The sequence below is a fragment of the Streptomyces otsuchiensis genome (assembly GCF_004305975.1).
Lineage (GTDB): Bacteria > Actinomycetota > Actinomycetes > Streptomycetales > Streptomycetaceae > Streptomyces > Streptomyces otsuchiensis.
Genome location: NZ_BHZI01000008.1, coordinates 1 through 23996, shown reverse-complemented (window position 1 = coordinate 23996; position 23996 = coordinate 1). Strand labels below are relative to the sequence as shown.

At 71.0% G+C, this 23996-nt stretch carries 22 protein-coding genes and 2 pseudogenes; 9 read left to right on the top strand and 15 right to left on the bottom strand.

Going from position 1 to position 23996, the window contains the following annotated elements; all coding sequences use genetic code 11:
- Window positions 1-62: 62 nt before the first annotated feature.
- From E0D90_RS01605 to E0D90_RS01580, 6 genes are all read right to left on the bottom strand, one after another.
- Window positions 63-1661, bottom strand: coding sequence for an ABC-F family ATP-binding cassette domain-containing protein (locus E0D90_RS01605; protein ID WP_103528703.1), 1599 nt, complete (start codon window positions 1659-1661; stop codon window positions 63-65).
- Between the two features lie 276 nt (window positions 1662-1937).
- Window positions 1938-3353, bottom strand: a complete 1416-nt coding sequence (locus E0D90_RS01600; protein WP_103501819.1) for a hypothetical protein — start codon at window positions 3351-3353, stop codon at window positions 1938-1940.
- 130 nt (window positions 3354-3483) lie between these two features.
- Window positions 3484-4620 carry an alpha/beta hydrolase gene (locus tag E0D90_RS01595; protein ID WP_130796346.1) on the bottom strand — a complete coding sequence of 379 codons (1137 nt, stop codon included), beginning with the start codon at window positions 4618-4620 and terminating at the stop codon, window positions 3484-3486.
- A gap of 108 nt (window positions 4621-4728) precedes the next feature.
- Entirely contained in the window at window positions 4729-5481 is a 753-nt protein-coding gene (locus tag E0D90_RS01590; protein ID WP_130796345.1) for a class II aldolase/adducin family protein, read from the bottom strand.
- Between the two features lie 103 nt (window positions 5482-5584).
- Window positions 5585-6544 carry an SCO1860 family LAETG-anchored protein gene (locus tag E0D90_RS01585; protein ID WP_103501817.1) on the bottom strand — a complete coding sequence of 320 codons (960 nt, stop codon included), beginning with the start codon at window positions 6542-6544 and terminating at the stop codon, window positions 5585-5587.
- Between the two features lie 328 nt (window positions 6545-6872).
- Window positions 6873-7982 carry an amidohydrolase family protein gene (locus tag E0D90_RS01580; RefSeq protein WP_130796344.1) on the bottom strand — a complete coding sequence of 370 codons (1110 nt, stop codon included), beginning with the start codon at window positions 7980-7982 and terminating at the stop codon, window positions 6873-6875.
- Between the two features lie 397 nt (window positions 7983-8379).
- Here E0D90_RS01580 and ectA point away from each other — a divergent pair, with 397 nt between their 5' ends.
- The 5 genes from ectA to E0D90_RS01555 all read left to right on the top strand — a co-directional run bounded on the left by ectA (window position 8380) and on the right by E0D90_RS01555 (window position 13809).
- Window positions 8380-8931 (top strand): diaminobutyrate acetyltransferase, encoded by a 552-nt coding sequence (gene ectA, locus E0D90_RS01575; protein ID WP_103502861.1) that lies wholly within the window; start codon window positions 8380-8382, stop codon window positions 8929-8931.
- 230 nt (window positions 8932-9161) lie between these two features.
- Window positions 9162-10430, top strand: coding sequence for a diaminobutyrate--2-oxoglutarate transaminase (gene ectB, locus E0D90_RS01570; protein ID WP_103502862.1), 1269 nt, complete (start codon window positions 9162-9164; stop codon window positions 10428-10430).
- 182 nt (window positions 10431-10612) lie between these two features.
- Window positions 10613-11017: an ectoine synthase gene (locus tag E0D90_RS01565; protein WP_103502863.1), complete on the top strand. Its 405-nt coding sequence runs from the start codon at window positions 10613-10615 to the stop codon at window positions 11015-11017.
- A 170-nt stretch (window positions 11018-11187) separates the two neighbouring features.
- Window positions 11188-12087 carry an ectoine hydroxylase gene (gene thpD, locus E0D90_RS01560; protein ID WP_103502864.1) on the top strand — a complete coding sequence of 300 codons (900 nt, stop codon included), beginning with the start codon at window positions 11188-11190 and terminating at the stop codon, window positions 12085-12087.
- A 201-nt stretch (window positions 12088-12288) separates the two neighbouring features.
- The gene (locus E0D90_RS01555) at window positions 12289-13809 is read left to right on the top strand and encodes an SLC13 family permease (RefSeq protein WP_227869917.1); all 1521 of its coding nucleotides are present in this window, start codon (window positions 12289-12291) and stop codon (window positions 13807-13809) included.
- A gap of 102 nt (window positions 13810-13911) precedes the next feature.
- On the opposite strand, the gene E0D90_RS01550 is transcribed toward E0D90_RS01555, so the two are convergent.
- Window positions 13912-15357: an NCS2 family permease gene (locus E0D90_RS01550; RefSeq protein ID WP_103528860.1), complete on the bottom strand. Its 1446-nt coding sequence runs from the start codon at window positions 15355-15357 to the stop codon at window positions 13912-13914.
- Between the two features lie 250 nt (window positions 15358-15607).
- Here E0D90_RS01550 and E0D90_RS01545 point away from each other — a divergent pair, with 250 nt between their 5' ends.
- Window positions 15608-16438 (top strand): NAD-dependent epimerase/dehydratase family protein, encoded by an 831-nt coding sequence (locus E0D90_RS01545; protein ID WP_130796343.1) that lies wholly within the window; start codon window positions 15608-15610, stop codon window positions 16436-16438.
- Window positions 16439-16523: 85 nt separating this feature from the next.
- Window positions 16524-17166, top strand: a pseudogene (locus tag E0D90_RS27575) (hypothetical protein); the annotation flags it as partial.
- 137 nt (window positions 17167-17303) lie between these two features.
- Here the strand turns inward: E0D90_RS27575 and E0D90_RS01535 are convergent.
- The 7 genes from E0D90_RS01535 to E0D90_RS01505 all read right to left on the bottom strand — a co-directional run bounded on the left by E0D90_RS01535 (window position 17304) and on the right by E0D90_RS01505 (window position 21412).
- Window positions 17304-17870 (bottom strand): GNAT family N-acetyltransferase, encoded by a 567-nt coding sequence (locus E0D90_RS01535; protein ID WP_227869915.1) that lies wholly within the window; start codon window positions 17868-17870, stop codon window positions 17304-17306.
- Window positions 17867-18382, bottom strand: coding sequence for a lasso peptide biosynthesis B2 protein (locus tag E0D90_RS01530; protein WP_103502869.1), 516 nt, complete (start codon window positions 18380-18382; stop codon window positions 17867-17869). Before E0D90_RS01530 ends, E0D90_RS01535 begins: the two co-directional genes overlap by 4 nt.
- 104 nt (window positions 18383-18486) lie before the next feature.
- Complete coding sequence (locus tag E0D90_RS01525; protein ID WP_130796342.1) at window positions 18487-20190, bottom strand: albusnodin/ikarugamycin family macrolactam cyclase; 1704 nt, start codon at window positions 20188-20190, stop codon at window positions 18487-18489.
- Window positions 20191-20267: 77 nt separating this feature from the next.
- Window positions 20268-20399, bottom strand: coding sequence for an albusnodin family lasso peptide (locus E0D90_RS01520; protein ID WP_103502383.1), 132 nt, complete (start codon window positions 20397-20399; stop codon window positions 20268-20270).
- A 137-nt stretch (window positions 20400-20536) separates the two neighbouring features.
- Window positions 20537-20788 carry a hypothetical protein gene (locus E0D90_RS01515; RefSeq protein ID WP_130796341.1) on the bottom strand — a complete coding sequence of 84 codons (252 nt, stop codon included), beginning with the start codon at window positions 20786-20788 and terminating at the stop codon, window positions 20537-20539.
- Window positions 20772-21197: a hypothetical protein gene (locus tag E0D90_RS01510; RefSeq protein WP_130796340.1), complete on the bottom strand. Its 426-nt coding sequence runs from the start codon at window positions 21195-21197 to the stop codon at window positions 20772-20774. Before E0D90_RS01510 ends, E0D90_RS01515 begins: the two co-directional genes overlap by 17 nt.
- Complete coding sequence (locus E0D90_RS01505) at window positions 21194-21412, bottom strand: DUF7848 domain-containing protein (protein ID WP_103503605.1); 219 nt, start codon at window positions 21410-21412, stop codon at window positions 21194-21196. The genes E0D90_RS01510 and E0D90_RS01505 overlap by 4 nt, the downstream gene beginning before the upstream one ends.
- A 646-nt stretch (window positions 21413-22058) precedes the next feature.
- Between E0D90_RS01505 and E0D90_RS01500 the strand changes: the two genes are divergently transcribed.
- Complete coding sequence (locus E0D90_RS01500) at window positions 22059-22898, top strand: DUF5753 domain-containing protein (protein ID WP_130796339.1); 840 nt, start codon at window positions 22059-22061, stop codon at window positions 22896-22898.
- Window positions 22895-23101, top strand: a complete 207-nt coding sequence (locus tag E0D90_RS01495; protein ID WP_130796338.1) for a DUF397 domain-containing protein — start codon at window positions 22895-22897, stop codon at window positions 23099-23101. Before E0D90_RS01500 ends, E0D90_RS01495 begins: the two co-directional genes overlap by 4 nt.
- 690 nt (window positions 23102-23791) lie before the next feature.
- On the opposite strand, the pseudogene E0D90_RS01490 reads toward E0D90_RS01495, so the two are convergent.
- A pseudogene (locus tag E0D90_RS01490) lies at window positions 23792-23996 on the bottom strand (hypothetical protein); the annotation flags it as partial.

The window sequence follows — 23996 nt, the reverse complement described above, 5'->3', positions numbered from 1 at the left end:
CGCCGGGCCAGCGGGCCCTACGGGCACGCCCGCAGGCGTCAAGCGAGTGCGGGCCGCGGGCGTCAGGCCAGGGCGACCAGGTCGGCGTAGTCGGCGCTCCAGAGGTCCTCGACACCGTCGGGCAGCAGGATGATCCGCTCCGGTTCGAGCGCGTCGACCGCGCCCTCGTCGTGCGTCACCAGGACCACGGCGCCGGTGAAGGTGTGCAGCGCGCCGAGGATCTCCTCGCGGCTGGCCGGGTCGAGGTTGTTGGTCGGCTCGTCCAGCAGCAGCACGTTGGCCGAGGAGACGACCAGGGTGGCCAGCGCCAGCCGGGTCTTCTCGCCGCCGGAGAGCACCCCGGCCGGCTTGTCGACGTCGTCGCCGGAGAAGAGGAACGAGCCGAGCGTCTTGCGGATCGCGACCAGGTCCATGTCCGGCGCGGCGGACCGCATGTTCTCCAGGACGGTGCGGTCCGGGTCGAGCGTCTCGTGCTCCTGCGCGTAGTAGCCGAGCTTCAGCCCGTGGCCCGGGGTGACCTGGCCGGTGTCGGGCGGCTCGATGCCCGCGAGCATCCGCAGCAGGGTGGTCTTGCCCGCGCCGTTCAGGCCGAGGATGACCACGCGTGAGCCGCGGTCGATCGCGAGGCCGACGTCCGTGAAGATCTCCAGCGAGCCATAGGACTTCGACAGCGCCTCGGCGGTCAGCGGGGTCTTGCCGCACGGCGCCGGGTCCGGGAAGCGCAGCTTGGCGACCTTGTCCGAGCGGCGCTCGTCCTCCAGTCCGGCCAGCAGCCGGTCGGCGCGCTTGGCCATGTTCTGCGCGGCGGTCGCCTTGGTCGCCTTGGCCCGCATCTTGTCGGCCTGGGAGTGCAGCGCGGCGGCCTTCTTCTCGGCGTTGGCCCGCTCCCGGCGCCTGCGCCGCTCGTCGGCCTCCCGCTGGGTCAGGTACTGCTTCCAGCCCATGTTGTAGATGTCGATGCGCGAGCGGTTGGCGTCCAGGTAGAACACCTTGTTGACGACCGTCTCCACGAGGTCGATGTCGTGGGAGATGACGATCAGGCCGCCGCGGAAGGTCCGCAGGAAGTCGCGCAGCCAGGCGACGGAGTCGGCGTCCAGGTGGTTGGTCGGCTCGTCCAGCAGCAGGGTGTCGGCGTCGGAGAAGAGGATGCGCGCGAGTTCCACGCGCCGGCGCTGACCACCGGAGAGGGTGTGGAGCGGCTGTCCCAGCACCCGCTCGGGCAGGCCGAGACTGGCGGCGATCGTCGCGGCCTCGGCCTCGGCGGCGTAGCCGCCCTTGGTGAGGAACTCGGTCTCCAGCCGCTCGTACTTCTTCATCGCCTTGTCGCGGGTGGCGCCCTTGCCGTTCGCCATCCGGTCCTCGTTCTCGCGCATGCGGCGGATCACGCTGTCCAGGCCGCGGGCGGACAGGATGCGGTCGCGGGCGAGGCTGTCGAGGTCCCCGGTGCGCGGGTCCTGCGGAAGGTAGCCGACCTCGCCGCCGCGGGTGATGGTGCCGCCGGCGGGGACGCCCTCCCCGGCCAGGCACTTGGTGAGGGTGGTCTTCCCGGCGCCGTTGCGGCCGACCAGGCCGACGCGGTCACCGGCGGCGATACGGAAGGTGGCGGACTCGATCAGGACGCGGGCGCCGGCGCGCAGCTCCACGGCAGAGGCGGCGATCATGGACATTCTCCAGGCGGGGTGAACGGGCGGGTTGGACGGTGGAGAGGGCGGCCGGTGGCCGCGCCTGACGCCCGCCCGCTAGTGCGTGAGAAACAGAATGTCCATGCGGGCCAGTCTACGGGCCGGGGCAACCGCTTTTCGCCGGGCGGCGGAAGCGACGGCCGTGGCCGCGTCCCGCCCCCCGTACCGCCCGGCTGAGTGGGAGGTACGGGGCACGACGGACGGGGACACGCGCGCCGGACGGGACGGGGACGCGCCCGGGACGACCGGCCTGCCTCACCCCTCCCCGGTGTGCACCTGGAACGCCGCCCGGCGCACCACGCGGGCCAGCACCGGGTCCGGGTGCTCAGCAGCGAGCGCCACCAGCACCTGCACGGTGCGGGGATGCCCGGTGGCCCGGACCTCGGCGAGGAGCCGGGTCATCGAGTCATGACCGGAGGACTCCAGGTGCTCCACGAGCAGCCGGCCCTCGCCGTGGTCGGAGACGGCGGCCGCGGTGTCCACCCACAGCCACGTCGCCTCCTCGCGGGTGAGGACGCCGGAGGCGTCGGCGGCCAGGTCCTCGGGGTCGGCCCCGTCGTGCTCGGCGAGCCAGAGCAGGGCGTAGGGCCGCAGCGTGGTCTCGCCCGCGGCCGCACGGACGGCCGTCTCGGCGGGGGCGCCGACCACGCGCAGCGCCTCGAAGGCGAGCGCCCGGATCAGCGCGTCCTCACCGCGGGCGGCGGTGAGCAACTCGGTGACGGCGGGGCCGGTGGTGCGGGCGGCGAGCCAGGCCCGGTACTCGTCGCGGGCCGGTCCGGGGGTGAGCCGGACGCAGCCGCGCAGCATGTCCTCCGCGCTCTGCTCGATGTTGCCCGCCGGGCTCTGCGCCGCGACACAGATCTGTTCGAGCTTGACCCACACCGCCCAGTTGCCGAGGGGGGTGAGGACGGCCTGGCCGTCCTCACCGGGGTCGTGGCAGCGGGTCAGGGCGCCGACGCCGGCGAAGCCGTCGAGGGCCCAGCCGAGCAGTTCGGCCAGTTGCTCCGCGGTGGGCGACGGCCCGGTGTCGGCACCACCGCCCGCGTCCCGCTCAGCACGCTCGGCGCGCAGCTCGTCGATCCGCTTGGTGAGCAGTTCGAGCAGCACCGGTTCGGTGACCGGCCCCGCCGACAGGTGCATCACCGAGAGGAACTGGGGCGCGGCGACGATCGCCTCGCCCACGAGGGCGGGGTCGGCGCCGGGTGGCGCCGGGTGGGCCAGGGACCAGGCGTCGAACAGCGCGACCCAGCCGCGCAGTACCGCCGAGTCGTCGCGGTCCCAGGCGCGCAGCCGCCAGCCTGCCCGCACGGTGTCGTCGTGGATCTCCACCAGGCCGGCCAGACGGGCGCGGTCCCAGTGGGTCTGGAGCTGGTCGGGGGGCATCCGGAGGTCGGCGGCGGCCCGTTCCGGGCCGGGTGCGCCGCCGGGTTCACCGGACGGCGCGGCGGGCGCGAGCGGGGAGTGGCCGACGGCCACGGCCCAGCGGGCGGCGCGTACGGCCTCGCCCAGCGCGGCGCGTGCCTGCCGGGCGAGCCCGTCACGAGGTGTCAGGGCAGCGGGTGGCCTGGGGGCCGGACGGGAGCGGCCCTGCGCCACGGAGCGGTGGGCCGTCGCGATGGCCGTCCTGGGGACGGAACGCAGTCTGGTGTCTCGCGGGGTACGGGACGTCACGGAAACAGTGTTCCTGGTGCCCCTCCGATTCCCCAAACCGCACCCCCTGTTGGCGGGAACGGACGAGGTCGGCGGGACGCCCGGGAGCGGTGGTGCGCCACCGGCGGCCGGATCCCGACGCCCGCCCCGGTCACGCCAGGGGGGTGACGAACCGGCGCAGCGCCTCCTCGTAGCTTTCGGGGTCGGCGTTCCACATCGCGGCGTGGCCGGCGCGGCGGGCGACATGGGTGACGACGCTCTCCGGGTGCCGGGCGGCGAGGTCCCGGGAGGGTTCCCAGGGTGCGATGTGGTCGTCCGGGCCGTGGGCGATGAGGACCGGCAGTGTCGCGCCGGAGGGCCGCAGCGGGAGCAGGGGCGGGGTGTCCGGTCCGAGCCGGGCGGCGCCCTCGGCCGCGCGGACGGCCAGCGGCAGCAGCGGGCCGCGGGCGCCGCGTTCGGCGGCGAGCGCACGCGTGGTGGAGTCGCGGCGCAGCACCGGGGAGTCCAGGACGAGCCCGGCGATCCGGCGGCGCAGCGGCGACGCGGTGGCGGTGTGGAGGGCCATGGTGGCGCCGACGGACCAGCCCAGCAGCAGCACGCGGCGGGCACCGTATCCGGCGGCGTGGCGCAGCGCGGCGTCGGCGTCCCGCCACTCGGTGGCGCCGAGGCGGGAGAGGCGGTCGCGTGGGCCGCGGGTGCCGGGGTCTCCCCGGTAGCTGGGGATCAGCACGGGGAAGCCCTGGCCGGTGAGGAACGGCAGGAGGTTCATGGGCGCTTCGCGGGTGGCGCCGAGGCCGTGCAGGGCGATGACCCACAGGTCGCGCTCTCCGGGGACGAACCAGGCGGGCAGGGGGCCGAGTTCGGACGGAATGCTGATGTCGGCGAAGTCGATGCCCAGGGCGCCGCGGGGGTCACCGGTGTAGAGCTGCGGCGTGAGGCGGACGCGGTCGCCGGGGGCGGGCGGGGCTCCGCTGAGGCGCAGCAGCCGCCGGCGGGGAGTGCCGGTGGTTCCGGAGTCCGCTTCGGGCGGGCCGAGTTCGGCGCGTCCGGACGGCCAGGTGACGGCGTAGCGGCCGGGCGGCAGCGGGTCGGGGGTCCGGGTGAAGGTGACGTGGCCGTGGTCGCCGCTGACCACGGTCCGCACGCTGCGGCGGAACCCGGCGGGCACCGGGGGGTCGGCGCCGGGGCGGAGGGCGGACTTCCCGGCGTACCGGCCGGCGGCGAGTATCGCCGCGCCGGTGCCGAGCAGGGCGGTGGCGGTCGTGGCCGCCGCGGTGCGTGCGCGCATGTGCTCCACCATGACGCTCGGCTCTCCGGGGAGCGAGTGGGCGCGCGCGGCCGGGTGAGATTCAGGTCACGGCCGGGGCGAAGGTGGTGACAGCCGACTGTGGTCGCGTCACTCGGGGTGAGCGTGGACGGGTGGCGAGGGCTGGCCGTAGCCGCGCAGCCGGGCGGTGGCCTCGTCCAGCTCGGCTCCGCTCAGCACGCTGGGCGGCGGGCCGGGGACGGAGGCGGCGGTGAGCCAGACCCGGCACATCCACTCCAGCTGGGCGGTGCGCTCGTATGCCTGGTCCAGTCCGCCGTCGCCGGTTCCGTAGGTGACGGCTCCGTGGTTGCGCAGCAGGCAGCCGGTGCGGTCGCGGAGCGCGGCCACGACGTGCGCGGCCAGCGCCTCGCTGCCGTAGAGCGCGTAGGGGGCGACGCGGACGGGCCCGCCGAGCAGGGCGGTGACGTAGTGGACCGGCGGCACCTCGTCGACGAGCAGGGAGACGGCGGTGGCGTGCACGGCGTGGGTGTGGACGACGGCGGTGGCGGCGGTGTGCCGGTAGACCGCGAGATGCAGCGGGAGTTCGCTGGTGGGGGCGAGGGTTCCGGCCACGCGGGTGCCGTCGGTGCGAACGGCGAGAAGGTCATCGGGGCGGAGGCGGTCGTAGGGGACGCCGGTGGGGGTGATCAGCACGGTGTCGCCGACTCGTACCGAGAGGTTGCCGGAGGTGCCGACGACGAGGCCGTCGGTGACGGTGCGGCGGGCGGCCTCCAGCAGCGCGCGCCAGGCGTGGGCCAGCGCCGGTGGGTGCTCCGGCGCGTGCGGCGGGCCGGTGTCGTCACGGGGCGCGGTGCCGGGGGTGCGGGGGCCGTCGATTGCCATGGGCGGACGGTAGCGGACGGGCGGCGGGTGTCGCCGCCCGCGGGGGCCGGGCCGTGTGGCCCGGCCCCCTGTCGGCCGCGTGGGCCGGTCGTGAGCGGGTGGGTCAGTCGCGCTTGCCGGCCGTTCGGCGGCGCAGGAGCATCAGGGCTCCGCCGCCGACGAGCGCGGCGGCGCAGGCGGCCACGACGGGCGTGGTGGCGCTACCGCCGGTCGCCGCGAGGTCGGGGGTCTTGGTCTCGACCTCCTCGCCGCCCCCGGTCTGCGGGGTCTTGCCCTCGGGCTCGGGCTCCGGCTCGGGTTCGGGCTTCGGCTCGGGCTCCTGGACGGCTGGGCTCTCGCAGCTGGCGGCGGCGAGGGTGACGACGCCGTCGACCTCGGCGACGTTCAGGTTGAGGGGGTTGACGGAGACGGCCAGTTCCAGGGCGGTGGCCGCGGCGGTGCTGTCGGTGGTCTCCCGGTGCGAGAGGTCGAGCCGGACCTCGCCGACGCCGGGCACGTTGACGGCGGTGGTGCCGCCCGCGGTGAGGGTGACGGTCTGGCCGAGGACGGTGACCGGGCCGACGATTCCGGCCTCGGCCTCCGGCTGTTCGCCGGCGGTGCAGGTGGCGCGGGCGGTGACCGCCTCCACTTCGATCACGGAGAGCAGCGGCAGTCCGGGGACGTGGACGGACGCCTTGGCGATCTCGACCTCGCCCTCGGCCGTCTCCTCGTCGACGCCGGCGCGTGCGGAGGCGACGTCGGCGCGCAGCAGGTGGAAGGGGCGACCCTGGTCGACGCCGTCGAGGGTGGCGGTCAGTGCCGTCTTCTCGGCGGCTTCCCGCTCCCCCTCGGGAGCGTGGACCTCGTTGAGCGTGGCACTCAGCGGCAGTTCGACGGTCTTGTTCAGCAGCGCGACGTCCAGGCCGGCCCGGAGCACCGCGGCGCTCGCCTTGCCCTGATCGCCCCGCTCCTCCCCGTCGCCGCCGGTGGCGGCGGCCGGGGCGGCGCTCCCGAGCAGGAGTGCGGTGGTGAGCAGCGCCGCCGCCCGGCGTGGGCCGGACCGGCGGAAGGCAGAGTTGTACACGGGTGGAACCCCCACGGAAAAAGGTGATGCCGCCGCTGCGCGCCGGTGGGACACCGGCGTGACGGCGGCTGGGACCTGGCCATCCTTGGCGCCCGTACGGGTGAATGTGGGTGTTCCTGACGGGCTTCACCCGTACGGGCATATGCCGTCAGGGTGTGCGATTAGCCGAGGCCGCCTCCGCGAGCAGGGACGCGGGGCGGGCCGCCCCGCCCCGAGGAGCGGGGGCCGGGACGGCGCGCGAGGTCTCGCCGGGCGCCGGTGGGCGCACCTCGGGGAGAGCGCGAACGAGGGCCACGCTCCGCCGGCCGGGGGGCGCCCGCAGGCGCGCTCAGGCCACGACGCGCCCGCGCAGCACCACGCGCCGGGGCGCGGCGAGCACACGGACGTCGCGCCGGGGGTCGTCCTCGTAGACCACCAGGTCGGCCGGGGCACCCTCAGTCAGCCCGGGGCGGCCCAGCCAGGCGCGCCCGCCCCAGGACGCCGCCGCGACCACGTCCGGGGCGGGAATGCCCGCCCGGACGAGTTCGGCGATCTCCTCGGCGATCAGTCCGTGCGCGATGGTGCCCCCGGCGTCGGTGCCGGGGTAGACGGGGACGCCGGCCTCCCAGGCGGCCCGGACGGTGGCGTGGCGCCCCTCGTGGAGGCGCCGCATATGGGCGGCCCAGCGCGGGAACTTGGCCTCGCCCGCCGCCGCGAGCTGCGGGAAGGTCGCGATGTTGACCAGCGTGGGGACGATGGCGACGCCCTGTTCGGCGAAGAGCGGGATGGTCCGCTCACTGAGCCCGGTGGCGTGCTCCACGCAGTCCACCCCGGCGGCGAGCAGGTCGGGCAGCGACTCCTCGGAGAAGCAGTGGGCGGTGACGCGGGCGCCCTCCTCGTGGGCGGCGGCGATCGCCTCCCGGAGCGCGTCGGCGGGCCAGCACGGCGCGAGGTCGCCCCGGTCGCGGTCGATCCAGTCGCCGACGAGCTTGACCCAGCCGTCTCCGGCGCGCGCCTCCCGGCGGACGTACTCGGGCAGTTCCGCGGGCTCGATCTCATGGCCGTAGTTGCGGATGTAACGGCGGGGGCGGGCGATGTGACGGCCGGCGCGCACCACCCGGGGCAGGTCCTCGCGGTCGTCGATCCAGCGCGTGTCGGAGGGCGAGCCGGCGTCGCGGAGCAGCAGCGCCCCGGCCTCGCGCTCGATGACGGCCTGCTTCTCCGCCGCGGCGGCGTCGATGGCGCCGTGGCCGTCGAGGCCGATGTGGCAGTGGGCGTCGATGAGCCCGGGCAGCGCCCATCCGGTGACGGTGACCGCGTCGTCCGCGCCGGCGGTGGGGCGGGTGAGGCTGACCCGGCCGTCGACGGCCCACAGCTCGTCGAGTACGTCCTCGGGTCCGGGGCCGGTCAGCACGCGGCCCCGGATGTGCAGTACCGGTCGCTCCAGGCGGGAAGTCATGGCGGCAGGCTACGAGTTCCGCGCTCGCGGCGCACCGGTCGGCGCCGGGATTCTTCGGGGATTCCACGCGGGGATTCTGCGGGAGACGATCTCACCAGAATTCTCATCCGCCACACGAGGCTAGCCGCCCATCTGCTGCTGCCCCGATCGTGGAAGGCTAAACAAAACGTATTCGGTTTCACCGGATCAACGATTGGCGGTTGCAGATGTCGGTGACGTTACGGATCTGTGACCAAGCCAACACCGTGCCCGATCTGCACGGGAATGTCACCACAAAAGCCGCAGAACGAGCCGGTTTGAGGTCGGTTTCACCGGGTTCCCCGTAGCATGGATCGAGCGCTGTGTGAACCGCGCCTGGCGATGCAATCTTCCCATTTGCTGGGTAAATTCGATAGACATGACCTCCGCACAAGCAGACCATGCACGTGCCCCCAGTAAAAGCGCAGAAAAGCCCGAAGGATTGAAGCTCGACTATCCACGACTGGAGGACGGCGCGGCGCTCTGGCGCATCGCGCGCGACTCCCGGGTTCTCGACCTCAACTCCTCCTACAGCTACCTGCTGTGGTGCCGCGACCACAGTGCCACGTCGATCGTGGCACGGGACGCGGACGGGTCCCCCGTCGGGTTCGTCACCGGCTATCTGCGCCCGCAGGATCAGCGCACCCTCTTCGTCTGGCAGGTCGCCGTCGACCACAGCCAGCGCGGACGCGGGCTGGCCGCGGCAATGCTCGGCGCACTGGTCGACCGCACCGCGGAGGAACTGGACGTGGCGTTCGTGGAGACCACGGTCACCCCGGACAACACCCCGTCGAACCGGCTGTTCACCTCCTTCGCCGAACGGCGCGGCGCCCCGATGCGCAGCGACACGCTGTTCGACCCCGACGTGTTCCCCGAGAGCGGCCACGAGCCCGAGGTCCTCCACCGGATCGGACCCGTCGACGGTCACTGACGCACCACCGCGCACCACCGACCGGACCGCCTCCGCACCACGCACCGCGCCGCAGCACCGGACGACGACGTACCGGGCAGCGCCGCGCCGGCTCCACGTTCGGACCACCCCGTACCGCACCCCGCCGCGCAGCGCGACGTCCACCGGAGGCCGACGCGCCGGTCCCCGCAGCACCTCGCCGGGCGCCCCCGGCACGCAACCGCCCGCACCGAGTCCCAGGAGAGAACGCCGTGACGATCACCCAGCCCGACCTCAGTGTCTTCGAGACCGTCGAGTCGGAAGTACGCAGCTACTGCCGCGGTTGGCCCGCGATCTTCGACCAGGCGCGGGGCAGCTACCTCTTCGACGAGGACGGCCACCGCTACCTCGACTTCTTCGCGGGCGCGGGGTCACTCAACTACGGTCACAACAACCCCGTGCTGAAACGGGCGCTCCTGGACTACCTGGAGCGCGACGGCATCACCCACGGCCTGGACATGTCGACGACCGCCAAGCGGGCGTTCCTGGAGACCTTCCGGGACGTCATCCTGCGGCCCCGCGACATGGACCACAAGGTGATGTTCCCCGGGCCGACCGGCACCAACGCGGTGGAGTCGGCGCTGAAGCTGGCCCGCAAGGTCAAGGGCCGGGAGTCGATCGTCTCCTTCACCAACGCCTTCCACGGCATGTCGCTGGGCTCCCTGGCGGTGACCGGCAACGCCTTCAAGCGGGCCGGCGCCGGCATCCCACTGGTGCACGGCACCCCGATGCCGTTCGACGACTACCTCGACGGCCGCACCCCGGACTTCATCTGGTTCGAGCGGCTGCTGGAGGACTCCGGTTCCGGGCTGAACCAGCCCGCCGCCGTGATCGTCGAGACGGTCCAGGGCGAGGGCGGCATCAACGTCGCGCGCGCCGAGTGGCTGCGTGCGCTGGCCGACCTGTGCAAGCGCTACGACATGCTGCTGATCGTCGACGACATCCAGATGGGATGCGGCCGCACCGGTGCCTTCTTCTCCTTCGAGGAGGCGGGCATCTCGCCGGACATCATCACCGTCTCGAAGTCCATCAGCGGCTACGGACTGCCCCTGGCGCTCACGCTGTTCAAGCCGGAGCTGGACGTCTGGGAGCCGGGCGAGCACAACGGCACCTTCCGCGGCAACAACCCGGCGTTCGTGACCGCCGCCGCCGCGCTGGACGCCTACTGGCACGACGGCCAGATGGAGAAGCAGACGATGGCCCGCGGTGAGCAGGTCGAGGCCGCGATGGCCGGCATCGTCCGCGAGAACCCGGACAGCGGCGCCCACTTCCGTGGCCGTGGCCTGGTCTGGGGCATGGAGTTCCCCGACAAGGAGCGCGCCAACAAGATCTGCAAGCGCGCCTTCGACCTCGGGCTGCTGATCGAGTCCTCCGGCCCGGAGAGCGAGGTCGTCAAGCTGCTGCCGGCGCTGACCATCTCACCCGGGGAGCTGGACGAGGGTCTGCGCATCCTGGCACGCGCCGTCCGCGAGACCGCCTGACGCGCCGTCGGGTCGGCGGATCCCCACGGTCCGCCGGCCCCCGATCCGGCCACTCCGGCGCACGCGCAGGGCGTGCGCCGGTGAACCCAACGTAACGACCGCGCAACCGTCCGATGGAGAAGTGCGGGAGACGTAACCTCCCGCCACTTGCCGGACGGCTCGCAGGAAGGCACCGTGAAGAAGTGATCGTCCGTTCTCTGAGCGAGATCGAAGGCACCGACCGGGACGTGAAGTCGGCTTCCGGCACCTGGCGCAGCAAGCGCCTCGTCCTGGCCAAGGAGCGTGTCGGGTTCTCGCTGCACGAAACGGTGCTCTACGCGGGCACCGAGACCTCGATGTGGTACGCCAACCACATCGAAGCGGTGCTCTGTGTCGATGGTGAGGCGGAACTCACCAACGACGAGACCGGGGAGGTCCACTGGATCAGCCCCGGGACCATGTATCTGCTGAACGGCCATGAGAAGCACACACTGCGTCCCAAGACCGATTTCCGCGTGGTCTGCGTCTTCAACCCCCCGGTGACCGGGCGGGAGGACCACGACGAGAACGGCGTCTATCCGCTGCTCACGGAGCCCGCGGAGGACTGAGCAAGCCGGGGCCCCGGGCCTGAGCCGGGGGGTGCGCTGACGCGTACCCCCCGGCTCAGGCCTACCGGTCATCACCCGGTCCGCCGGTCGGAAGCCACCGCCCGGCGGCCGTGGTGAGTGTCGGGGCCTATCCATTCGGGGCGTGACGACCGAGAGGAGATGGCAGCACCATGACGACCGCACCCGCGCAGATCGCCGACCTGTACCCCACACGCGGCGACTCCGAAATGATCACCAAGCGCCAGGACCCGGTGGTCTGGTCCGAGCCCGGTGCGGCTGGACCGATGCCCGCGGCCGAACTGGCCGCTTTCGAACGCGACGGCTTCCTGGCCGTCGAGGAACTGATCGGCGACGACGAGGTGGGCCTGTACCACCGCGAGCTGGACCGTCTGACCACGGATTCCGCGATCAAGGCGGACCCCCGCTCGATCGTCGAGCCGAAGTCACAGCAGATCAGGACCGTCTTCGAGGTACACCGCATCAGTGAGGTGTTCGCGAGGCTGGTCCGCGACCCACGGCTGGCCGACCGGGCCCGCCAGATCCTGGGCTCGGACGTGTACGTCCACCAGAGCCGGATCAACGTGAAGCCGGGCTTCGGAGCCTCCGGTTTCTACTGGCACTCCGACTTCGAGACCTGGCACGCCGAGGACGGCCTGCCGCACATGCGCGCCGTCTCGGTGTCGATCGCCCTGACCGAGAACTACACGACCAACGGCGGCCTGATGATCATGCCGGGGTCGCACAAGACCTTCCTCGGCTGCGCGGGCGCCACCCCCGAGGACAACTACAAGCGGTCGCTCCAGATGCAGGACGCGGGTATCCCGTCCGACGAGCAGCTGACCCGGATGGCGCAGGACCACAGCATCCGGCTGTTCACCGGGAAGCCCGGCTCGGCGACCTGGTTCGACTGCAACGCCATGCACGGCTCGGGCGACAACATCACCCCGTACCCGCGCAGCAACGTCTTCGTCGTCTTCAACAGCGTCGAGAACGAAGCGGTGGAACCCTTCGCCGCGCCGGTCCGCCGCCCCGAGTACATCGGGGCGCGTGACTTCACCCCGGTGAGCTGACCGGGGGCCGGACGCCGCGTGTGCGGGGCCGAGGACCCGGCACCGCCCGCGCGGCGTCCGGCAACCGAAGGTGCCGGTACCGGTACTGACACCGGTGCAGGTACTGACACCGGTGCTGGTGCAGGTGCTGGTGCAGGTGCTTGCTACGGGCACCGTCGGATGGGAGGTTGGCACGGCTGAAAACCAACCAAGGGTGAATCCGTGTCGCAATCCCAGATAGACAAGGCCACAGAGCCTCAGCCGCCCCGAGACGGGACGGCCGGCTCCGCCGCCCCGAAGGTGCTCCCCCGCCAGTGGATCGGATTGGGCCTCGGCGTCGTCCTGGCCGTCGCCGTTCGGCTGATCGCCCCCGACTCACTCTCCGCGGACGGGAAGAACGTGGCGGCCGTCGCCACGCTGATGGCCGTCTGGTGGATGACCGAGGCCATCCCCCTGCCGGCCACCGCGCTGATGCCGCTGATCCTCTTCCCTCTGCTGGGCAACGCCCCCCTCTCCGAGGTGGCGCCTCCCTATGCCAGCGAGACGATCTTCCTGTTCATGGGAGGGTTCATTCTCGCCGTCGCGATGCAGCGCTGGAACCTGCACACCCGGTTCGCGCTGGCGACCGTCCTGCTGGTGGGCACCAGTCCGGTCCGGATGATCGCGGGATTCATGATCGCCACCGGTCTGCTCTCCATGTGGATCTCGAACACGGCGACCGCCGTGATGATGCTGCCCATCGGTGTGGCGGTGCTCGGCCTGGTCGCCCAACTGGGCGACGGGCGGCGCGACCCGAACTTCGCCACGGCGCTGATGCTCGGCATCGCGTACGCCGCGTCCATCGGATCGCTCGGCACGGTCATCGGGACCCCTCCCAACGCGTTCCTGCGTGAGTACCTCAGCAGCGAGCACGACATCAACATCGGTTTCTTCCAGTGGATGCTCTTCGGTGTCCCGCTGGCGGCGGTCTTCCTGGTGATCGCCTGGTTCGTCCTCACCAAGATCGTCTTCAGGCCCACGATCACCGACATCCCGGGGGGCCGGGAGATGATCGCGGAGCGCAAGCGTGACCTCGGGCCGATGAGCCACGCGGAGAAGACGGTGCTCGCCGTGTTCACCCTGGCCGCGGTCTCCTGGGTGGTCGTGCCGCAACTGGACGATGTGTGGGAGTGGCCGGCCCGCTTCGGCGACGCCGGCGTGGCTGTCACCGCCGCGATCCTGCTGTTCATGCTGCCGGCCGACCGTGACAACTCGCGCCGCGTCCTGGTCTGGGAGGACACCAAGGAGCTGCCGTGGGGCATCCTGCTGCTCTTCGGCGGCGGCCTGGCGCTGTCCTCGCAGTTCGGCGCGAGCGGCCTCAGCGCCTGGGTGGGCGAGCAGGTCACGGGGCTGGACGCCATCCCCGTCGTGCTGCTGGTCATCGCCATCGTCGCGCTGGTGCTGTTCCTGACGGAACTGACCAGCAACACCGCCACCGCCGCGACCTTCCTTCCCATCATGGGAGGAGTCGCACTGGGGCTGGGCCTGGACCCGATGCTCCTCGTGGTTCCCGTGGCCCTCGCGGCCACCTGCGCCTTCATGCTCCCGGTGGCCACCCCGCCCAACGCCATCGTCTTCGGATCGGGACACGTCACCATCGGCCAAATGGTGCGCGGCGGGGCGCTGCTCAACATCATGGCGATCGTCGTCGTGACGCTGGGTGTCTACACCCTGGGCGCGCTGGTGCTAGGCATCACGCTCTGACCCGTCCGGTGGACGTCGGCAGACCGGCGTACCGCGAGACGGCGGCGGGCGGTCCCCCGTCGATCGATGGGAGACCGCCCGCCGCCGTCTCAGCGGTGCGTGTCAGCGGATGCCGAGGACCTGCTCGATCGGGTCGATGGCGAAGTACACCAGGAACATCGCCGCGGTCACCCACATCAGCCAGTGCACCTCGCGGGTACGGCCCATCGCCGCCTTGACCACGACATAGGCGATGAAGCCCGCACCGATGCCGTTGGTGATGGAGTACGTGAACGGCATCACCGCGATGATCACGAAGGCCGGGATCGCCAGGTCGTAGGACTTCCAGTCGATGCCCGCGACCTGCGTCATCATCAGGAAGCCGACCACGACCAGCGCCGGGGACGCCGCCTGCGCGGGCACCGCCGACGCCAGCGGGGCGAAGAACAGCGCCAGCGCGAAGAGTCCACCGGTCACGATGTTGGCCAGGCCGGTACGTGCCCCCTCGCCGACACCGGACGCGGACTCGATGTAGGCGGTGTTCGAGGAGGCGGAGCACGCGCCACCGCCGACCGTGGCCAGACCGTCCACGAAGAGCAGCCGGCCCAGCCGCGGCGGACGGCCGTCCTCCAGCAGACCGGCCTCGTTGGTCACCGCGACGGCCGTGCCCATGGTGTCGAAGAAGTCGGTGAGGAAAAGGGTGAAGATCAGCAGCACCACGGTGATCACGCTGATCTGCCCGAAGGCTCCGAACAGGCTGAACGCCCCTACGAGACCGAAGTCCGGCGCCGCGACGATGTCGGAGATCCCGCCCGGCAGCTCCGGCGTGGTCAGCCCCCACTGCACGTCGTCCGCGACGGTGTTGATGATCACCGCGAGCACCGTCATCGCGACGATGCTGATCAGGATGGCGCCCTTCACCTTCCGCGCCAGCAGCGTGAAGGTCAGCAGCACACCGAGGCAGAACACCAGCACCGGCCAGCCGCGCAGTGCGCCGCCGTCCCCCAGGGTCACCGGGGTGCCGTCGCCGGGACCGGCGAAGCCGGCGTTGATCACGCCGATGAAGGCGATGAACAGCCCGATACCGACCCCGATGGCCTGCTTCACCGGCATCGGGATGGCCTGCATGACCTTCTCCCGCAGGCCGGTGACGGCCAGCGCGCAGATCAGCAGCCCCTCCAGCACCACCAGGCCCATCGCCTCCGGCCACGTCATGATCGGCGCCAGACCGTAGGCCACCATGGCGTTGAGGCCGAGCCCGGCCGCCAACGCGATCGGCAGGTTGGCGGTGACACCCATCAGCAGCGTCATCACCGCCGCCACCAGCGCGGTGACGGTGACCAGCTGCGCCACCTCCAGCTGATCGCCGTTGACGTCGGTGGTCCCACCGAGGATCACCGGGTTCAGCACCAGGATGTACGCCATGGTGAAGAAGGTGACCAGGCCACCGCGAATCTCCCGCCCGACGGTGGAGCCGCGTTCCGATATCTGGAAGAACGCGTCGAGACGGCTGGCACCGGAGGCGGACTTGCCGCCGCCGGCGTCGACTTCGGTGGTGCTCATGGACATCCTCACGGAGAGTGCCCGGACCGACGGCCGGGACGGCTTGAACAAGGCGGTACGTGACTCAACGTGGCGCATTCTGCCTGACCGGCGCGGGTACGCCCAGCCGGGGGCCGCCGCGGAAACCAGGACGTTACCGGCGCGCCGCTGTTTGCGCCCCGCGCGGTGGCGGGCATCACTCCCGGCGGGCCTCCTCCGGCCTCCGGCACGACCGGGCGCGGCGGGCGGCGGGCCCACCCCGCAGCCGAGGAGCGAGATGACCGGGCCCGACACCTCCCCCACCGTTCTGCTGACCGGTGCCACCGGCCGGATCGGAACGATGCTGCGCGAACGCCTCCCGGCCCTGGGCTGGCGACTGAGACTGCTGGACCGGCTCCCGGTCCCCGGCGAACCGGACGCGGTCACCGCGCCGCTGGACGACGAGTCCGCCCTGCGCGAGGCGGTGCGCGGGACGGACGCGGTCGTGCACCTGGCGGCGCACCCCGGGGAGCGCGACTTCCCGGAAATGGTGCGCAACAACATCCTCGGCGGCTACCACCTCTACGAGGCGGTCCGGCAGGAGGCCGTACCACGGGTCGTCCTCGCCTCCAGCAACCACGCCGTGGGCTTCACCCGCTGCCCCGGCCCCGGACAGCCGCCGATCGGCACCGACGTACCGCACCGGCCCGACACCTTCTACGGCCTCACCAAGTGCGCCGGTGAGGACCTGGCGCAGCTCTACTGGGACCGCTGCGGCATCGAGACCGTCTCGCTGCGGATCGGCGCCTGCTACGCACGGCCCCGCAACGCCCGCGAGCTGTCGATCTGGCTGAGCCCGGACGACTGTGCCCGCCTGGTCCACGCCTCCCTCACCGCCACCGAGGTCGGACACACCGTCGTCAACGGCGTCTCCGCCAACACCCGCGCCGTCCTCGACCTCACCCGGGGTCGGCAGATCGGCTACCACCCGCAGGACGACGCCGAGCAGTACGCGGACGCGGTGATCACCCCCGACGACCCCGGCTGGGCCCGCCCAGGCACCCCACTCCTCGGCGGCTCCTTCATGGACGCCTGGGGCCCCTGGCCCCCGCAACCGGCCACCGACTGAAGCGGCGGCACGGCGGCACGCGGCACTGGGCACGCGTGGGACGCCAGGCCGTTCGGATGCTGACACCTCCCGACGAGCACGAATATGGAACTACCAACGCCAGAACGCTCTCGACGATGCCGAGTTGATCGCGGTGCGCGCCTCGGATCAGGTGGAGCAAGGACGCGGGGAGACCGCCGAAGGGTTGCGGGTGTGGGGCGACCTCGTGATGTCCGCCGCCACATCCGCCGCGCGATCCGGAAGCTACGACACGGCCAACGAGACGATGCTCGCGGCGGAATCGGCTACTGGCCGCCTCTCGGAGCTTCCTCCGTCGGAGGACAGCAGGATGGTATCTGTATTCAATCGGTCGTCCGTGAGAATCGAGAGAGCTCGGCTCGCTGTCCAGTACGGCCACCCGGAGGAAGCCCTCCGTTTGGGCAGGGGGAATGCGCCTCTCTGCGGACACGCCACCGTCTTGGCGGACGTGGCTCCTGTTGGATATCGCCCGCGCTCACACGGACTTGGGACATGTGGAGGAAGCGGTCAAGGCTCTTCAACGGCTGCGACGAGTTGCGCCCGGGTGGATGCGGCATCACACCCTGGCTGTCATCAACCTGCACCGGCAACGAACAACCGACCTCGTTGGCGGATCTTCGTGTGAGGTCCGCAGAGCTGGGACGAGCAATCGAGGCGCACCTCCGAAAGTTGGGCAAGCGGTGTGCGGCGGCTACCGGTTCGCCCGGTGAAAACTGCTCCGCGACGAAGGACACGTCTTCACGGTTCCGCAGCGGGGAACCTTCGTGCGGGACCGTAGTGGGGAGGAGAGTGCCCGTCCGCCCTTCCGCAGCGGGGAAAACGAGCAAGCTCCTACGTGACGACTGTGTCAGTCGCCGAACGTCGCGGCGACGGCGGAAGGTTCGGGGAAGTCCTCGGGTACCGCGTCCATGATCAGTTCGTCTACGGGCTTCCCGAGCCAGAACCCCGAGCGGCGGAGCCGACCAGCCGACCGGAACCCCGCCTTCTCGTACGCGCTGATTCCGGCCTTGTTGGGCTCCAGCACCTTGAGCCAGACCGCCCGCAGATGGGCAAGGTGAAACGCCCAGTCCAGCGTTAGGCGAGTCGCCTCCGCTGCGTGGCCCTTCCCGCGCTCGGCGGGGGCGAGGACCATCACGAACTCAGCGGTGCGCACGTACGTGTTGACTTCCAGAATCGTCATTCCTACGGGCGTACCGTCGTCCAGCCGGACCACCTCGAACTGCTGGAAGCGGTCGTTCCCGCGCTGCCGCTCGTACCCGGCGGCGCGAACCTCCCACGCCTGCGCCCACTGGTTTCCGTACCCCAGGATCGTTGCGGGGTCGTTCTCCCACTTGTGGTACTCGGGCAGCATGTCCGCGCGGGGCATTGCGAGAGCGAGCGTTTCGCCGCTCAACAGGATGTGCGGTTCACTCACGGTCGTACCTTTCTGGTGCCCCGCGCCGAGCCGGGGCCGTCTGGTGTGTAGGTGGGTGTATACAGCGCGGTGTCCGCCGGTTCCTCGACCGGTTCCCCTTCCGGGTCGGCTATCCACGCGTGCAGCCGTACGGGGTCGAGCGCTACACCGTGCCGCCACTCGGCGCGGCGTCGAACGGCCGTCAGCACGAGTGCGGCAGCCGTCGAGTCCTCCAGGCACGCCCAGCGCATCGGCAGGAACCGAGCGGCCCAACGAGCGGCGCGGACAGCGTAGCGAGCCTGAGCGGCTGTTGCCGGGGGCAAATCGCGCCCAGAGCAGGCGAGCCGGACCAGCCGAGAGAACCGGTTCCGACGACGACCGGCGGCCCGCACTGCGGCGGTGGTGAGGACAGCCGGCACGGCAACCACCCGCCAGCGCAGCGGAACAGTGGCGTGCTCGGGCGGTGCCGCTGACTGTTCGACGGTTCCCCACGTCGGAACAGTGTCGGGAAGGTCAACGACGCTCGCCCCCATGGCGGTCACGTCGTGGGACGTGGGCCGCAACTGGACCGTCCCCGTGTCGTAGTCGAGCACGACCGACGCGTGCGAGGCGCGGGAGACCACGGTGTTAGCTCGGCTCACGGTGCACCCGCCGGGGTCGGCGCGTTCCGCGTCCACTCGGTGCCGGGAGCGCGTTCGACTGCCTCTAGCCATGCCTCGGCAGCGAGGACGGACAGCAGCGGGGGCCATACCGTCTCAGCCCCGAGGGCAGCCGCGTGAACGGTCGCACGCAGCGGCGCGGGGTTGACGAGCCCGAGGGCCGCAAGACGCCCGTCCGCGAGACCGAGCACGCGCCGCCGGTTCATGCGTAGCCCTAGGTGGAAGTCGCCGACCATGAGCCCCTTGGCGGCCCGTGTCCGGTGCGCGTCGGGCAGCAGGTCGGCGAACGTGTCGGCAAGCATGGGCTTGTACCGCCGAGCCGAGTAGCGCTGTTCGGCGGGGGCCGAGACCACCGCGTCCAGGACCGCCCCGTCAAAGTACGGGTTGTGCAGCGCGAGCCCGAGCGCGTCCGCTAGTTGGAGTTCCGCGTACGCCGACCGTGCGACCGTGCGCAACTCGGCCACCAACGCCATGTCTGCATCGGGGCCCGTGGGAGCGCTCACCTTCGGGACGGGCGCGGCGAGCCATTTCGGCCGCCCGAAATCGGCACGGCCGATTCGGTACGCGTTGCCCCGTAGTGCGGCGGTGAGCAACGGGCGGGGGCTTTGGCGACGGAGCCGAGCCCAGTCCCGCGCGTCCCCGAACATCCGGGCCCAGTGACCGCTACGGGCGAGGCGCACCAGGTGTGCGGGAGTGGATGAGAACAGGTTGTCCCCGCCGTCCCCGGTCAGGTGGCAGACGGAGCCCGCGGAAGCCACGGTGCCGAGCTGGTCCGCGAACATCGCCCAAACGGCCGTCGATGGTGCCGGTTCGTCCGTCGCGGGCAACGGCACGTCGGTTGCGCTGAACGGCAGATGTCGGGCAGCGAGAGGGAACGGCGAACGGATGAGACCGGGGACGTCCAATGCCCGGGCGTACTCCATATCTCCGCCGGTAGTCACGCCCGCAGGGTGCACCGTGACGCCGGTGATCGGCCCACACTGCGCGGCGAGGAGCGTGACCGTGGTCGAGTCCATACCGGCCAGGTCGGTGCTCGCGGGCACTCCGGACACCCGTACGCGGACACCTTCGCCGAGCGCATGCCGAAGCGCCGTCGATGCCTCATGGGGTGTCCGTCGCATCGGCTTCCACCACGAGGCGAGAGTCATTCCGCCCTCGGAGCCGAGCGTCAGCAGATGACCGGCAGGAACGGGGGTCACGCCCGCCCATGCACTCAGGCCCGAAGCGGGGCTGTGCTTGTCCCGGAGATACGCGGCGAGCCAGCCTGTATCGACGCTTCCGCCGGTGAGCGAGGACAGTGCCAACGAGCTGGACCCCCACACCGCTCCGTCCGGGGCTCTGACCGTGTAGAGGGGTGACGCTGCCCCCACATCGGCGAGGACTTCCACGCGGCCCCGCTCGGTCAGCCGAACAACCGTGTGAGAGCCCGCCCACGTCCGCGCTACGGTCGCAAGCTCGGGGGCGGACAGGGCACGGGCCAAGTCGTGTTCCGTGGCCGAGCACGGACCGAGTACGGCGATGCGCGCGCTGCCGAGCGCCAGGGTTCGGACCTGCTCGGGCTGCCAGCCGCCACAGACCCACAGCGCAGGGTCACGCCAGAGCAGACGCGCGCCCACGGGTGCTGCGACGGGCCGGCTGCCGGGTGCGCATCCGCCGTACCACCGCGCTCTACGGTCTTTCATCTCCTCACTCCTTCCGCCGTTTGACGTCGGGGCGGCCCCCGTTGGGATTGCTCCCGCAGGGGGCCGCTACTTGCTCGTTAGCTGTACGGAGTCTGTTTGGACTCCACAGACGACGACGAACTACCACGCGTCAGTGCGGCGGCGTCGCCCAGGTCGATGACCGTCGGTACATCCGATCCCTCAGCCGTTTCCTTGACGTCTTCGTCCATCTGCCTACCTCCTCTCCAGATGCGTCGGAACGGGAGACCCCTCGCCAGACGGGAACGCACACCCTTACGGGCAAGAGGGGTGATCCGCCCCGGTCGCCGGAGGGAGCCGGAACACGACCAGGGCGGGCGTTCGGGGTTCAGCGCGCCCAGAGGGCACGCACGGGCCGCACGGGGCGGGCCGGACGGACGGGTCGGATCACGGTCACGTCGATGTGCGAGTGGATCTGTACGCGCACGCTGAGGCCAAGCTCCAGCCGCGTGATGCCGCCACGGTGGACGGCGGCAGTGACCCGCAGGCACGAGCCGGCAAGCGTGATGAAGTCGCCGACCTGTATGTCTGTGGCTGGGAAGGACGCCGCTTCGGCGCGCTGCTCATCGATGATCGACACTGCTACTCCCAAAGGGGGCGAGGACGGGGCGGAGGATGGGGCGGGCGGCCAGCGAGTAGAGGACTTCCACATCCGCGGAACCGCAGATCCGATCCGGGCCCCGGGCGTTCGCGCTGACCGGTTGCCCGTCCGCCAGGGCGGCGCGCTGAACTGCGCGGAACTTCGTGTCCGCCGTCCACTCGCGGAAGACCTCGGACACCGGAGTCACGTACTGGTGCTGGTCCTCGGCCTGGTCGTCCTCGGCGACATCGAGCACATCCGCGAGCCGCACGGCCTGGTGGTGAAGCCAGTTGAGCGCGTCGTCGGGGGTGTCGGCCCACGTCGTGGCCAAGTACCACTCACCCCCGGCGTCCGGGGACCGGGCGACCACTTCGCAGTGGTAGCCGTCCACGTACCGCCCGGCGCTCACGTGCGGGGCTCCGCCCGGTACGGGGTGGAGCTGAGTTCTCGGAACAGGTCGTGGTCCGGATGGTCTTCCAGATGGAAGATCGTCCACGTCATGGCCGCGTCCCCGGTGTCCGCCTGCGGGCCGATCTCCTCGCAGACTTCGCACTGCGCACGGAAGACGAGCGGGCCGGGCAGGCGTACGAGCTGGAACCGCGCGAACCGGTAGCCGCCGCTCACCGCCGCCTCAGCTCTTTGAAGTGCGCTTCGACGGCCCGGCCTAACTCCACGGAGCGCGCTACGAGTTCAGCGAGCGGGCACGGCGGCTCGTCGTCCGCCGGGGCGGGAGCCGGAGAAGGCTCCGGCTCGCCCTCGGCGCCCGTGCCGGTCACCGGTGCTCTCGCTCGTGCGCTCGGATGGCGGTCCGCATCTCGTGCACCGACAGGGCGTCACCGCTTTTCTGGGAGTGCTCAAGTGCTTCACGGAGCGCCTTGCAGGTCTGACAGTCACTCATCGGCGCACCCCGCCGACGAGGATGCACGCAACGCTTCGGCGATACGGGCCGCGACATCGGGGAGCATCGGGCCGACTTCGACCAAGCGCACCGGTCCACCCGTCGCGGAGCCCCACACGAGCGGGGTAGCAGCCACCGGAAGCCTTATGCCCACGGCGGTCAACGCGTCGCGTAGTTGGTGTGCGGCGGTTCCCGCTTCGGTCACACGTTCAGGTGGTACAGGCGGAACCCGCAGTTGCGGGCTGTTGTGCCAGCCTCCGGGCTGAAGATCAGGGCACACGACTGCTCCTCTCCGTAGTGCTGCCACTACCAAGGAGTCACAGAGTTGCCTAGAGTCAGGGGGTATTCAATGTCGCAGGGGCGGGGAGCACATTGGTAAACCGCAAGGATCTGAACCCGGACGCGAGCCCGGAAGCGGCGTACGGCGCGCGTCTGCGCAGGTTGAGGGAAGCGAGGGGGTGGCTGCAAAACGACTTGGGCGCGCGCATGGGCTACTCAGGGCGGCATGTCTCGGGCGTGGAAACTGGCAACAAATCGCCAACTCGCAAATTTTCGGCGGCGCTTGACGTAGCCCTAGGACTCGACGGAACCGCCGAGTCGTTCGCCCGCGAGTGGGGCGAGATCCGGCACGGGGTGCTGTTGCAAGGGTTCCCCGAGTACGTAGACCTTGAAGGCAGAGCTACAGAAGTGCGACTGTTCGACACCGTCGCGGTCCCCGGCCCGCTCCAGACCCGCGAGTATGCAGAGGTCCACAACCGAGCAGCGGTCGACCGGGGCAGCATCACACCGGAACAAGCCGACGAACGAGTTCAGGCAGTCATAAGGCGCCAAGCAGCACTGACCCGGAAAGCGTCCCCGATGGTGATAGCGGTACTGGACGAGACCGCGATCCGACGGCCATTTGGCGGCCCGGACGTGATGCACGCACAGTTGCAGCGCCTGGTCGACTTTGCTGCGCTACCGAACACGATCCTCCAGCTTGCGCCGCTCTCGCTTGGTGAGCGGCGCCCCCTTGATCGGCTAGTGAACCTGCTCACGCTGCCGGGCGGCTCGGTGGTGTCCTACGTCGAGTCCCAGACCCACGGCCATCTAGAGCGAGAAAGTTCCTCCGTGCTTCCTCTGGTGAGGGCTTATCATCAGCTTCAGGCCGAATCGCTGTCTCAGGCGGCATCGGTGGCCATGATCGAAGAGGTACGGAAGGGCACCCCATGACGACCGGCTCCGTTCGCTGGATCAAGTCCACCTACAGCACCAACGGCGGCTCATGCGTCGAGTGGGCCCCGGGCATCGCGTCGAGCACGGGCACCGTTCCCGTGCGTGACTCCAAGAACCCGACCGGCCCAGCCCTCGCGCTCCCGGCCGGTGCGTTCGCCGCGTTCGTGTCCGGCGTCAAGACCGGTGAGATCACCAACTGAGCGCGCGCCGCGAAGCCGACCGAAGCCCCACCGTGCATGTTGCGCGCAGTGGGGCTTTTCGCTGCTCAGGGCCGGTCGTTCCAGAGGAACAAGCCCGATCCGCACCGCCCGTGGCGGGGACGGCGCACACCCGGAGGGGGCGGGCAGCTCGGCTGCCGGCGCACGAGGTACTCCCCCACCCACCAGCAGCGCAGGTCGCCATCGTGACGCCGTACCGTTTCGTCAGCCCCACTCCGCAGAGCGCTGAGGCAAGCTCGTGGAGGTAGCCGCTGGCTGCTCCCTGGTCGTCGGTACTCATGAGCCAGAGTCGTGCCCGGTCGCACGTCTTCGCGTCCCCCGTCCTGGAATGTACTGCCCGTAGGCACACGTCGTGATTGGGGAACACCCCCCGCGTGCGCGGGGAGGAGCAAGGAGCTTGCGGCGACTTACACCGAATGTGTGGGAACACCCCCGCGTGCGCGGGGAGGAGTGCGCGCAAGGTTCTGCGCACGGCCGGTGTTGGGGAACACCCCCGCGTGCGCGGGGAGGAGAGGGCGTGAGCTGGGGATTTAGCTGGCGAGTAGCTGGATTTTACTTACTTTACAAAACTCCGACATTTCACCCGTCCTGGCGGTGAGTCGCCTGCCTCACCACTTCCAGTATTCCTCATGACAGCGGCTCGACTGCCAAGCCGCAGGCGGTCGTTGGTCATCATGGCGCGGGCACGGGCGGTCCGGCGCTCCAGGCGGCGGCGCACAGTGCGTGGTCGAGTTCGTCGGTGTAGAGCGCGGTGGCCAGCCAGGCGCGGGCGAAGCGTTCGGGGTCGGTGGCGCGGAGGCGGCCGAAGGTGTCCCGGGTGCGGTCGGCGGCGGTGCGGTGGAGGTTGTCCAGGAGGGCGGCGGCTGTGGGCAGGGCG

Coding starts and splice junctions, on each gene's coding strand:
- E0D90_RS01520 (WP_103502383.1), bottom strand. CDS start 20,399: ATGGACGAAGACGTCAAGGAAACGGCTGAGGGATCGGATGTACCGACG.
- E0D90_RS01495 (WP_130796338.1), top strand. CDS start 22,895: ATGACGACCGGCTCCGTTCGCTGGATCAAGTCCACCTACAGCACCAAC.
- E0D90_RS01605 (WP_103528703.1), bottom strand. CDS start 1,661: ATGATCGCCGCCTCTGCCGTGGAGCTGCGCGCCGGCGCCCGCGTCCTG.
- E0D90_RS01530 (WP_103502869.1), bottom strand. CDS start 18,382: ATGGGGGCGAGCGTCGTTGACCTTCCCGACACTGTTCCGACGTGGGGA.
- ectA (WP_103502861.1), top strand. CDS start 8,380: ATGACCTCCGCACAAGCAGACCATGCACGTGCCCCCAGTAAAAGCGCA.
- E0D90_RS01595 (WP_130796346.1), bottom strand. CDS start 4,620: ATGCGCGCACGCACCGCGGCGGCCACGACCGCCACCGCCCTGCTCGGC.
- E0D90_RS01550 (WP_103528860.1), bottom strand. CDS start 15,357: ATGTCCATGAGCACCACCGAAGTCGACGCCGGCGGCGGCAAGTCCGCC.
- thpD (WP_103502864.1), top strand. CDS start 11,188: ATGACGACCGCACCCGCGCAGATCGCCGACCTGTACCCCACACGCGGC.
- E0D90_RS01580 (WP_130796344.1), bottom strand. CDS start 7,982: ATGACTTCCCGCCTGGAGCGACCGGTACTGCACATCCGGGGCCGCGTG.
- E0D90_RS01545 (WP_130796343.1), top strand. CDS start 15,608: ATGACCGGGCCCGACACCTCCCCCACCGTTCTGCTGACCGGTGCCACC.
- E0D90_RS01590 (WP_130796345.1), bottom strand. CDS start 5,481: ATGGCAATCGACGGCCCCCGCACCCCCGGCACCGCGCCCCGTGACGAC.
- E0D90_RS01525 (WP_130796342.1), bottom strand. CDS start 20,190: ATGAAAGACCGTAGAGCGCGGTGGTACGGCGGATGCGCACCCGGCAGC.